The organism is Acidilutibacter cellobiosedens (assembly GCF_004103715.1).
Lineage (GTDB): Bacteria > Bacillota > Clostridia > Tissierellales > Acidilutibacteraceae > Acidilutibacter > Acidilutibacter cellobiosedens.
Genome location: NZ_CP035282.1, coordinates 2,591,584 through 2,603,751, shown reverse-complemented (window position 1 = coordinate 2,603,751; position 12,168 = coordinate 2,591,584). Strand labels below are relative to the sequence as shown.

The following is a 12,168-nucleotide window of genomic DNA, read 5'->3' as shown; positions in this document are numbered from 1 at the left end:
ATAATTTAGTGTATTTGAACCTTAACATAAGATGTCATAAGATGTATTGAAATAATGTAAAAGAAATAAACAGTAATAGAGTTTTAGACATTGAACTTTAACATAAGATGTATTGAAATTATTGTATTTCGTGTGCAATCGTAAGATAGTATACGTTGAACCTTAACATAAGATGTATTGAAATATATTTTTTGTTTGATTAAGTAAAAAGTTGAACCGTAACATGAGATGTAGAAAAATAAGAAGAAAAGAAATATTTTATTTTCAACTTAAAAAATCAATATTATTTGTTTGACGAATAATAACGACAGGTATATAATTAATTTAAGTTAAAAAAATTATTTATATAAACATTATATAACAATCTAATGAATAAGTATTCAAAATTTATTAAACAAATAAAGGTGGTGAAAATATGAAAGTATATGAATTTAAATTAAAAGTTTATGCTCTTGAAAACATGAACAGCAAAAGGTCCCTGGAGTACATATCGCAACTAATCGATAAAAGTTTTTTAAAAAACAAAGAGCTGTCTGATTTTCATGAGGAAAACGTATTTAAAAATTATGTTCACAATGGATTTTATCCTGTGGAAAAGTCCAAAATTTATCAAAAAGGGAATATATATACCGTAATAATCCGAACAGTGGATGAAAGGCTTGCCGATCATTTCGAAAAATATTTGGCAAATGAGTATACAAGATATTTAAAAGCATTAACTGTTGAGAAAAGTATTATTCCTGATAGGGGAATAATAGAGAAAATTTACAGCATTACTCCCGCAGTTGCAAAATTTGAAGAAGGGTATTGGAGGAAAAGCGAATCCGTTGGAAACTACGAAAAAAGGCTTATGGGAAATATTATAAAAAAATATAATGATTATTTTAATGAAAAAATAGAAGAAAATTTTGAACTCTTTACATTCTTAAAATTTGATAATATGAAACCTGTTGCATCCGAATTTAAGAATATACAGCTTTTGGGAGACAAGCTTACCCTTTATGTTGCTGAAAACAAAATGGCTCAGAAATTAGCATATTTTGCTTTAGGGGTGGGAATCTTGGAATTGAATTCAAGAGGCTTTGGATATGTAAATTGTAAATGGTTTTAAGAGGGAGGAGGTGAAAATGTGCTGAAGGACTGTATAGATACATTCAAGAAAATATATGAAGAGAAAGACGATAGGATTATAATTGATAATTATGTATTACCTGAAGGAAGTTATATTTTAGTGGATGGCAAGGGAGACATTGAAAAGATACTTGAAGTAAATAAAGAAGATACAGATAGAAATGACAGCATGTATTATATTTTTGCGGAAATGGATTATCTGTCAAGATTAGTGGACATGAATAAACCTGTAGATCCCAAGAAAGTAATTCACAGTAACAACTGTTTCTCGTTTTTTATTAAAAAGCCCAATGTAAATTCTAAGAAGCTTACTGGCGAGGTTATAGATAACTATTACAAAAATATTTTATATCCTGAAAAGAGATATGAGGGAAAAAAGAAAGATATGTATTTGGACATAGAAAAAAAATACGGGAAAGCAGATGAAAAAATTATAGAGAAAAATAAAAATTGGATAAAGAACAGAATATATACAATAATCGAAGAAGAAAACATAAAAAACGATAAAAATTATCTGAAGATATTTTTTAAAGCTGATATGGAACAGTATAAAATTGAAAGTGAAAAATATATAATTCCCAATATTTATAATGATGCAAAGTACAATATAAAAATAGGCGATGAGGTATTGGGGCTTCCAAATGACAATATGGGACTTAACTCCAAAAAACCTTATCTTGAGCATAAAACAAGAAAAAACAAGCTCCCATATTTGATCTCGGAAGAAGATGTAATGATTCAGAAAAAATTTTTTGATTATCTCATGAATTATGCTTCCCAGGGGAGAACTAACATATATATAAGTGATTCCGATATTAAATGTCTGACAAATGATGAATCTCCCGATAAGGACTTTTCAGGATATTTTTTAAAGGTACAAAAAGGAAAAGAAGTGGAAATTAAGGATTTTGACGAAATAGTTTTATATGAGAATAAGATTAAAAATTTAAACATCGAAAACGTCCTGTCCATTAAATATGAAGGTAAGGAACAGCACTTAAATAACTACGGTCCTCTTGAAAATTGGAAGGATTTAAAGAATGTGATAAATGAAGTTTATTTCAGTAAATATTTGACTAATAATTATTTTACCGAACCGAAAGATTTGAAAGTCTACGATCCTGAAATAGGAAGAAATATTCTTAGGTACAGGAAAGCATTTTTTGACTGGCTTTATAAGGGGGATGAAATGGTTATAAGGCAAGTATTTCCTCAGGTAACTATGAATTTAATAGAGAATTCCATTTGTAACGGCTATATTTTAAGAGCAAAAGAACAGTTTAATTTAAGAGAGTCGATAATAAAATATTTTGGAGGTGTGAAAAATATGGGAGATATTTTGAAAGATATATCAGATAAGCTGAGAGAAAAAATAAAGAAAGATTCTACGGATCAGATAGAAACGGATAAAGGATACTATTTTGCAGTAGGACAGCTGGTGAGTTTTTTAATATCCAAGAATAAATCAAGTAAAAAGATGCATTCCCTTATAAATCCTATATTGAATTGCAGTACCGATGAGAAACTCAAAGATGAGCTTAGAAAATTGTTCATTAAGTATAATTATGATATCTGGAAGGATAGTAAAAAATTCAATAATTTATATGCCATGGTTATCGGTTATGTTCCGGAAAAAGATGGAATAATGAAGGATATTTTAATTGGGGGTTATTTATACAGCAATTTATTATATGAAAAAGATAAAGAGGAGGTAAAGGAAGATGGAAAATAAGAGCATGAAGAAGAGAGTTTACGGGGTGATAGGGATAAAATCAATTATGTCCAATTGGAATGCGGATTTCAGCGGTTATCCCAAATCCATATCCACGGGGGAGATATTCGGAAGTGATAAAGCCTTGAAATATCCTATGAAAAGAATGTGGCTGGACCAAGGAGAAAAAATTCTTTATATCAAATCCTTAAAGATGGCGGAAGATAAAAAAGGGAAAAAAGAGTTAAGGCCTAAATCGTTAGAAGAAAGATATGAGGAGATATTTTCCGTCCCTAAGTTAAAAGATGAAGATAAAAAGGAAGTCGTTCAAAATCTTTTTACTGCATTAGACGTTAAAAATTTTGGGGCCACTTTTGCGGAAGAAGGTAACAATATTTCCATAACCGGAACCGTTCAAATAGGACAGGGATTTAACAAATATGATAAGACTTCTGTTGAAGAACAGCAGATATTGTCACCATTCAGAGTGGAGAATGAAGAAATTAAGAGAAAAAATAAGAGAAACAAAGAAGAAGGTAAAGAAATGGAAGAAGCCAATGCTTCCACATTAGGAACGAAAATAGTAAGCAGTGAAGCCCATTATTTTTATCCCTTTGTTATAAATCCGACTTCTTATAATGATTATATAAAATTGGGAGTTACGGAAGGATATACGGAAGAAGATTATAAAAAATTTAAAGAAGCAGCTCTTGTTTCAGCCACTGCCTTTAATACGAATTCCAAAATAGGATGCGAAAATGAGCTGTCAATATTCATAGAAACGGAATCGGATCTTTATTTGCCTGATATAACTCAATATATTGAATTTGAAAAAGGCGGAGAAAAAGATATTATAAGATTTTCCAAAGAATTAATAGATCTTATCGACAAATTATCTGATAAGATAATCAATACAGAAGTATATTATAATTCTTTAAAGATTCACATTGACAAAAACTTTCCCAAAGCAAAATATTATAATATTTTTACAAGAGAAGAGCTGTAAAACCATGGACGGAATTAAATTTTTGCTAAAAGGGAGGACAGCCTTTTTCAAAAAGCCCGATGTGAATACTTATTTATATTTTACTTACGGAAATATTCACAAAATAGCATTACTGGGGATAATAGGGGCTGCGATGGGATTTAAAGGGTATACCTTTCAAGATGAAAAAACTTATCCTGAATTTTACGAGAAGCTAAAGGATTTGAAATTTTCGGTTGTACCTGACAATAATCCCGGAGGGTTTATTCCCAAAAAGATTCAGACTTTCAATAATTCCGTAGGATATGCTTCTCAGGAATCGGGAGGAAATCTTGTAGTAACGGAACAGTGGCTGGAAAATCCAAGCTGGGAAATTTATATTTTGATTGATGACAATCCATATATAGATGAAATTAAAGACAGGCTTTTAAACGGTAAGTTTGTTTATCTGCCTTATTTGGGAAAGAATGACCATTTTGCCGATATTTTAGATACAAAGTTGGTAAAATTAGAAGAAGTATCTGATTTTGACAGGTTGGATAGTTTGTTTTTAAAGGATTATTTTGAAATTTTGGATAAGGCTGATGCGTTTACAGGAATATTTAATGAGGATTATAAAGAAGAAAAACTGTGGAAATATGAAGAAAAGCTGCCGGAAAAATTGGATGAAAATACAAATCAATACATTACAAAAAGATATGTGTTTACCAATATGAACGTAAAACCCAAAAAGAAATGTCCGGTTTTTTCGGATGGAAATAAAAATTTATTTTTTTCTTAGAAATTATCCCCCACTGTTTTGGTGGGGGAGTATATCTTAGAGGGGTGGTTTACGTATGATTTTTGATGGCGTAAAGTTATTTGATATGGATAAGTTTATTCCAAATAATGAAGATATATATGCTCATTTGAAGGAAGATAGGAATAGAAAAGATGATATTAAGGAAAGATTAAAAGAGCATTCGGATTTGGCATATTCATATTTTTTGAAGTTATGTGAAGAGAAAAAATTAAATGGGGTATTTAAAAATCTTGAAAATGTTTTTTTTGGCAAAGATGAATATGACGGAATAAAATTGTGGGAAGAGATGGTTTGTAATGAAATATATATGCATGATTTAGGGAAGATAAACAGCGGATTTCAGTATAGAAAAATGAGAAACGAGAAATATGAAAATAAACCTACAGAAGATTCGAAACATTCAATGCTTTCGGCCTGTATATATTTTGACTATTTTTTTAAGAAAATAAGAAAATTTATAGGCAATATAGAAGAAAATAAAAATTTATGCAGTACTCTTTTGACCTTTTTGTTTCTTAATTCCTATATAATATCAAGGCATCACAGCTCTTTTGACGACTTGTATGAATTCGGCGAAAAGTTTCAGGAAAGTTATAAAAAATATAGAAACAATAAAATAATTTATGAAGACTATAATGTTGATTTTTTTGCTACTGAAAATCATGTTAAAGCTGTATTTAAATTATGCGGTGATTTTTTGAAGAATTATGATAAATCTCAACCTTGGAATTGTATGAATATATATATCTATACAAAATTTGTTTACTCACTGTTAGTTGCTTCGGATTTTTATTCAACCTCAGAGTTTATAAATGGCAATGAAATTAAGAAATTTGGAACGATTAAAGATGTGGACAGGTTTTATGATATATATAAGGAAAACAAGAATTATAAAAGTATAAGGCGATATGAGAAATGTATAAACGGAGAAGGTATCAAACCTTATAAAGATGGGGATATCAATGAATTAAGAAGCAGTATGTTTTTGGAGGCAGAAAAAAATTTAGAAAATCATTTAAATGAGAATATATTTTATCTTGAAGCCCCGACAGGCAGCGGTAAAACTAATACTTCTATTAATTTGGCTTTTAAAATGCTAAAAAATAATTCTAATTTAAATAAAATATTTTATATATTTCCTTTTAATACTTTAGTTGAACAGACGAAAAAATCCCTTAATGATATTTTCAAAGGCAATAAAGATATACAAAATGATATAACGGTGGTTAACTCTATTACTCCCATAAAATTAATTGATGAGGAAGAGGACAATAAGTTACATTTAAAGGGCTCCTTAAAACAGGAGATAAATTATGAAAGAGCGGTATTGGACAGGCAGTTTTTGCACTATCCGATTGTACTGACAACTCATGTAGGATTTTTTAGTCATCTTTTCGGTAATGAAAGGGAAGAGGTTTTTCCTTTAGTTCATTTGGCTAACAGTGTAGTTATTCTTGATGAAATTCAGAGTTACAGAAATGATATCTGGAAGGAAATAATATTATTTTTGAAAAAATATACGGAAATTTTAAATATAAAGATAATAATAATGTCCGCAACTTTGCCGAAGCTTGATAAATTGACGGATACGAAAGAAGAATTCGTATCTTTGATTGAAAACAAGGATAAATATTTTAAAAATCCACTGTTTAAAAACAGAGTGAAACCCGATTATTCATTATTAAATGTCAGTGAAAATTTATGGGACAGGTTAAAAGAAAAGTTAATTGAGGTAGCTAAAAGTACGGATAAAAATATAGCAATAGAGTTCATAACAAAAAAATCGGCGGAAAAATTTTATGATGAATTGTATCATAACAAGGAATTATCAGGTAAGAAAATATTACTATTGACTGGTGATAATAATAAGTTTGAAAGAAATGAAATAATTAAGGATGTAAATGATGAAAATAATATAATTCTCGTTTCGACTCAGATAATCGAAGCAGGGTTAGATGTGGATATGTATGCAGGTTTTAAGGATATTTCAATATTGGATTCGGAAGAGCAATTTATGGGGCGTATAAATCGTTCATGCCTAAAAAAGATGGCAGTAGTGTATTTTTTTGATTTGGATAAAGCTTCTACTGTTTATAAGAAGGATTACAGGAAAGATTCAAGTGTTACTTTGAAACAGGGCTATATCAGAGATATTTTGGAAAATAAAGATTTTGATAAATTTTATGAGATAATAATGAGAAGGATAGAAGAAAATTTAAACAGAGAAAACCCAGACAATATAAAGAACTTCAGAGAAAGTATAATAGAACTTAATTATAGGATTATTTCTAAGAGGATGGAGTTGATTTCAGATGATATGAAAGAATACACAGTTTTTATTAATAGAGAAGTGAATTTGGAGAAGAAAGGAAAGTTAATAGGGAGGGAAGTGTGGCAAGAGTATAAAAAAGTATTGATGGATAAAAACATTGGATATGCTGAGAAAAAAGTTAAATTGTCTGAAGTAATGGAAAAAATGAGTTATTTTATATATAAAGTAAGATCATTAAACGTGTCATATAATGATTTAATCGGAGAAATATTTTATTTGGAAGACGGAGAAAAGTATTTTGAAGACGGAAAGTTTAAGAGAGCATTGTTGGAAGAGGGTAATTGTGATATTTTGTAATATGGAGGAAAACTTATGAAAGTTAACGGAACGATGATAAATTATTATTTTCACTGTAAACGTCAGTGTTGGCTTTTTGCCAACAGAATTAATTTGGAAGACAATAGCGAAGATGTCCATATAGGAAGAGTTCTCCATGAATTAAAATACAACGGAAATGAAAATGCCGAAGTTTCCATAGAAAATATAAAGGTAGATAAAATTACTAATGATTATCTTGTTGAAATTAAAAAATCCGATGCAGATGTAAAAGCAGCAAAATGGCAGACTCTTTTGTATTTAAAAATTTTAAAAGAGAAGGGGATAAATAGGAAAGGAAAGATTGAGTTTATTGAAAAAAATAAACAGAATAAAAAAATTATTACATTAGAACTTACAGAGGAAGAGAAAAATAAATTAAATGAACTGGAGAATGAAATAATCGAATTTGTTTCATCGGATAAATTGCCGGACCCGATATATAAGCCAAAGTGTAAGAAATGTGCATTTTATGAGTACTGTTTTATTTAAGGTAAGAAAAGGAGGAAAATACCATTGGGTAAGCATACAAGATATATTATGTCTATGGGAGAATTGAGCAGAAAGGATAATTCCATTCTTTTTCGAAATGAAAAGGGAAATAATTATATACCTGTTGAAGATACAAGAGAAATATATTGTTTAAATGAAATAAGTATGAATACAAAGTTTTTAGATTTTGCTTCAAGGGCGGGGATAGCAAAAGCTATTGTATTAGGTATCGCAGAAAATATATATGAAGTTTTATATCATTATTATAAACATGGCAAAAAAGAGTTGAAGGAATTTTTATATTGGCTGAAAGAGGATATTCCAAATTTTTTAGATAAGGATTTGGACATCAAGCATATTTTGTTCATTGAAGGGCAAATATGGATGAAGTTTTATGACAGCTTTAAATACTTCCTTCCAGAGGATTTTATAATGAACAAAAGAGTAAAGAGGCCGCCGGATAATCCAATAAATGCTCTTATTTCTTTTGGAAATTCAATACTTTATAGCAGAACTATAACCCAGATATATAATACTCATTTAAATCAGACCATAAGCTTTTTACATGAACCGAGGGAAAGCAGATTTTCTTTAAGTTTGGATTTATCTGAGGTATTTAAACCTGTTGTGGTTTATAAGAGTATATTTGAGTTAGTAAATAATAGAAAAATACAGGTTGATAAACATTTTGTAAAAAAATTCAATTACTGCTTACTTAATGATTCAGGTAAAAAAATATTTATTGAATCTATCGAAAACCGATTCAGTAATGTGTTCGAGCACAAAATATTGAAACGCAAAATCAGCTATGAAACTGCAATTAAACTTGATGGGTACAAGCTTATAAAATACTGTATGGAAGGAAAAGAGTTTAAACCCTTTAGTTTGAAGGAGATGATGTAAGCGGTGAAGATATCCAATTATAACTACGCTTTTCTTTTTTATGATGTAAATGAAAAGAGAGTAAACAAAGTATTTAAAGTTTGTAAAAAATATTTTAAACACCATCAAAAATCTGTTTTTAGAGGGAATATAACACCATCAAATTTAATCAAGTTAACTGCAGAACTAAAGAAAATTATAAATCCCAAGGAAGATTTCATATCGATCATTAAGCTGATGAATGAAGACAGTTTTGACGAAGAAACCATAGGGACAAATTATAAAGACAGTGAATCATTAATCTTATGATTTTTCTCAACCTGATTTTTAAGTTTATATAATTCCAGGTATTGAAAAATACATATTTTATGAATATAATATATGTATAAATAAAATTATAAAAATCGGTTGGGAAAATAAATATAAAGTTGAGAAAATAGCAGTCGTTGAGAGATTTTATATAAATGATGAACGTGTAATTTAATGTAGTTGAACCTTAACATAGGATGTATTGAAATCGCATCATGTATTCTTTGGTATTCTCTATATCTTCGTTGAACCTTAACATAGGATGTATTGAAATTCCATAACAAAATGAATATAAAGGAGTCTTTTCTTCTGTTGAACCTTAACATAGGATGTATTGAAATACTTGTTGGTCTTGCACATATAGAGTAATGGCAAGACGTTGAACCTTAACATAGGATGTATTGAAATAAAAAATATAAACCGTATAACCTTTCTATCTCTTTGTTGAACCTTAACATAGGATGTATTGAAATTATGGATCTCCAGGAACAACTCTCCAGTCGTCCATGTTGAACCTTAACATAGGATGTATTGAAATTAAGCTACAACATAATATTGTGAATATATCGCTAATAGTTGAACCTTAACATAGGATGTATTGAAATTTTGATTCAGCTCCGAAATCCTTTGCTACCTCTGCTATGTTGAACCTTAACATAGGATGTATTGAAATTAATTAAAGTTATATTCAGAACCCAATTTTTCCTTTGTTGAACCTTAACATAGGATGTATTGAAATGAATATTTTGCCATTTCGCCCGACGAGGCCCCGATTTGTTGAACCTTAACATAGGATGTATTGAAATTGGGAAAGCCCGACACCGACGAGTTATGGCAACAGGTTGAACCTTAACATAGGATGTATTGAAATTATGCCGTCGACTTGGCATACTTTGCAAGGTATAATGTTGAACCTTAACATAGGATGTATTGAAATAAGCATAAATAAGATGAATGCTGAATACGAGAAAACAGTTGAACCTTAACATAGGATGTATTGAAATGAAAATTGAAGTTTGATTCGGTTTTCGAGCATCTGTTGAACCTTAACATAGGATGTATTGAAATCAGTATCAATCGTAGGAACATCTTCTCTAAAACCTCGTTGAACCTTAACATAGGATGTATTGAAATTTTTCTACTTCTACTGTAAGAACGATTATTATATCTGTTGAACCTTAACATAGGATGTATTGAAATTATTGGTTTTGAACTTCCAAAAACCACTCCACAACAGTTGAACCTTAACATAGGATGTATTGAAATGCTACTATCTTTTTATCTTCTTTTGGAGTATCTACTGTTGAACCTTAACATAGGATGTATTGAAATCTTTTTCTTCACCCTCTCCATGCACATAATCTCCGTGTTGAACCTTAACATAGGATGTATTGAAATTGGGCCTGCGGTGAAAATGGCTACGGTCAACTTGGGTTGAACCTTAACATAGGATGTATTGAAATCTATATTTTTTAATTGCCATATACACTCGGCAAAAGTTGAACCTTAACATAGGATGTATTGAAATTATATTGTATCTTTAATTTCCATTGATTGCACACTCGTTGAACCTTAACATAGGATGTATTGAAATGCAGGGAACGCGCTTGCGCTTCTGCCGATGATCTCTGTTGAACCTTAACATAGGATGTATTGAAATTGGCATATTTGAAACTTAGCCATGTCATGTACCCTTGTTGAACCTTAACATAGGATGTATTGAAATCTTGTTTTCTTGCTCAAAGTATCTTTTACGATTTTCGTTGAACCTTAACATAGGATGTATTGAAATATGGAGTAACAATAACAGAGCAGCCAGAGAAAATAACGTTGAACCTTAACATAGGATGTATTGAAATTTATAGTATTTTTTCTTTATTTTTGTCATTTTAGCTTGTTGAACCTTAACATAGGATGTATTGAAATGGTTGTTCAGTGACCGTTACTCCATTGACAACTTCTCGTTGAACCTTAACATAAGATGTACTGGAATTTATAAACATTGAGGAGTGAACTATTGTGAAAATAAAAAATGTTGCAATGATCGGGATGGGGGCAATTGGGACTGTATATGGTAGTTTTCTTTATAAAAGATATGGGTCAGATTTTGCTGTTATAGCAGGGGAAAAGCGAAATATAGAGCTTAAGTCGAAAGGAATTACTCTAAATAATAATACACTTTATCCTTTGGTGTTATCACCTGATAAAAAAGATATTAAATATGATCTGATAATTTTTTGCGTAAAAAATTATCAGCTTGATAAAGCAATCGATGATGTACGTAATTTTGTAGGCGAAAACACGATAATACTCACCATTCTTAATGGAATTACTGCCAGAGACAGAATATTGTCAGCATATCCGGATAATAAAGTTCTTTATGGTCTGTCTACGCATATGAATGCTGTTAGAACACATAAGGGCGTTTTTAGTACAGAGTATGGAGAAATTCAATTTGGAAATGGTGATAATACAGTAATTGCACCGGAAGTACAAGCTGTGCAAGAATTATTAAATGAAGCGAGAATTAAAAATAAAGTTTTTCCTGACATGATAAGAGCAATGTGGAAAAAGTTTATGCTAAATGTTGGAGTAAATCAGGTGACCGCAATAACCAAAGCATCATACGAAAAGGTGGCAAGTGTTAAAACAAATCTTATCCTATACAAAGAGGCTATGATGGAAGTACTGAAAGTCGCCCAAGCATCGGGTGTTGATCTGAGAGAAAAAGATGTTGAAGAACTTATGGCGTCAATAACAAGCCGGCTTTCTGCTAAAGAGAAAACTTCTATGCTGCAGGATGTTGAGGCAAAACGGAAAACGGAAGTCGATTATTTTTCAGGACTTGTTGTTGAAATGGGGAAAAAGCTTAGTATACCAACACCGGTAAATCATGTTCTTTACTGTCTTATTAAGTCTATTGAAGAATTATATTAACATTAGCAGATTTTCATTATATCAGAATAAAATTTTTTTGGCTATACATAGAAAAATAATCTGTCTTCATCCCTAAATATGTTGATTTTAACATAAAGCAATACGGAAGAAATGGCATAGAAATACAAAAAAGACAAATGAAACGTCCGGGACCAGTGATAAAGTCTCCATTTGATAATAAAAATTGTATTAAAAATAAGATATTTATACAATAAAAGAAAAGCCTCCTGATATGGTATAATGTAAGTGCAAACAAAACATAACCAAATGAG

General features: G+C 30.2%; 9 protein-coding genes and 1 CRISPR repeat array. All 9 genes read left to right on the top strand.

Annotation, left to right across the window (positions count from 1 at the left end; translation table 11 throughout):
* The first annotated feature begins 415 nt into the window (after positions 1-415).
* The 9 genes from EQM13_RS12595 (at position 416) to EQM13_RS12555 (ending at position 11,896) form a co-directional block, all read left to right on the top strand.
* Complete coding sequence (locus EQM13_RS12595; RefSeq protein ID WP_128752869.1) at positions 416-1,111, top strand: CRISPR-associated endoribonuclease Cas6; 696 nt, start codon at positions 416-418, stop codon at positions 1,109-1,111.
* An 18-nt stretch (positions 1,112-1,129) separates the two neighbouring features.
* A complete protein-coding gene (gene cas8b / locus EQM13_RS12590) occupies positions 1,130-2,863 on the top strand; it encodes a type I-B CRISPR-associated protein Cas8b/Csh1 (RefSeq protein ID WP_128752867.1) in 1,734 nt (577 codons plus the stop codon).
* The gene (locus EQM13_RS12585; RefSeq protein ID WP_240662932.1) at positions 2,853-3,848 is read left to right on the top strand and encodes a type I CRISPR-associated protein Cas7; all 996 of its coding nucleotides are present in this window, start codon (positions 2,853-2,855) and stop codon (positions 3,846-3,848) included. The genes cas8b and EQM13_RS12585 overlap by 11 nt, the downstream gene beginning before the upstream one ends.
* Before the next feature lie 4 nt (positions 3,849-3,852).
* The gene (gene cas5b, locus EQM13_RS12580) at positions 3,853-4,608 is read left to right on the top strand and encodes a type I-B CRISPR-associated protein Cas5b (protein ID WP_071140506.1); all 756 of its coding nucleotides are present in this window, start codon (positions 3,853-3,855) and stop codon (positions 4,606-4,608) included.
* 55 nt (positions 4,609-4,663) lie between these two features.
* Positions 4,664-7,258: a CRISPR-associated helicase Cas3' gene (gene cas3 / locus EQM13_RS12575; RefSeq protein ID WP_128752865.1), complete on the top strand. Its 2,595-nt coding sequence runs from the start codon at positions 4,664-4,666 to the stop codon at positions 7,256-7,258.
* Positions 7,259-7,273: 15 nt separating this feature from the next.
* On the top strand, positions 7,274-7,768 hold the full coding sequence (gene cas4, locus EQM13_RS12570; RefSeq protein WP_128752863.1) for a CRISPR-associated protein Cas4: 495 nt from the start codon (positions 7,274-7,276) through the stop codon (positions 7,766-7,768).
* A gap of 24 nt (positions 7,769-7,792) precedes the next feature.
* The gene (gene cas1 / locus EQM13_RS12565; protein WP_128752861.1) at positions 7,793-8,671 is read left to right on the top strand and encodes a CRISPR-associated endonuclease Cas1; all 879 of its coding nucleotides are present in this window, start codon (positions 7,793-7,795) and stop codon (positions 8,669-8,671) included.
* 3 nt (positions 8,672-8,674) lie between these two features.
* Complete coding sequence (gene cas2, locus EQM13_RS12560; RefSeq protein ID WP_128752858.1) at positions 8,675-8,959, top strand: CRISPR-associated endonuclease Cas2; 285 nt, start codon at positions 8,675-8,677, stop codon at positions 8,957-8,959.
* Positions 8,960-9,138: 179 nt separating this feature from the next.
* A CRISPR array of direct repeats spans positions 9,139-10,952; the repeat unit is 30 nt; unit sequence GTTGAACCTTAACATAGGATGTATTGAAAT.
* Positions 10,953-10,978: 26 nt separating this feature from the next.
* A complete protein-coding gene (locus tag EQM13_RS12555) occupies positions 10,979-11,896 on the top strand; it encodes a ketopantoate reductase family protein (protein WP_128752856.1) in 918 nt (305 codons plus the stop codon).
* Positions 11,897-12,168 lie beyond the last annotated feature (272 nt).

Bases quoted from the DNA above. Each gene is read 5' to 3' on its own strand.
- cas3 (WP_128752865.1), top strand. From the start codon at position 4,664: ATGATTTTTGATGGCGTAAAGTTATTTGATATGGATAAGTTTATTCCA.
- EQM13_RS12595 (WP_128752869.1), top strand. From the start codon at position 416: ATGAAAGTATATGAATTTAAATTAAAAGTTTATGCTCTTGAAAACATG.
- cas5b (WP_071140506.1), top strand. From the start codon at position 3,853: ATGGACGGAATTAAATTTTTGCTAAAAGGGAGGACAGCCTTTTTCAAA.
- cas4 (WP_128752863.1), top strand. From the start codon at position 7,274: ATGAAAGTTAACGGAACGATGATAAATTATTATTTTCACTGTAAACGT.
- EQM13_RS12585 (WP_240662932.1), top strand. From the start codon at position 2,853: ATGGAAAATAAGAGCATGAAGAAGAGAGTTTACGGGGTGATAGGGATA.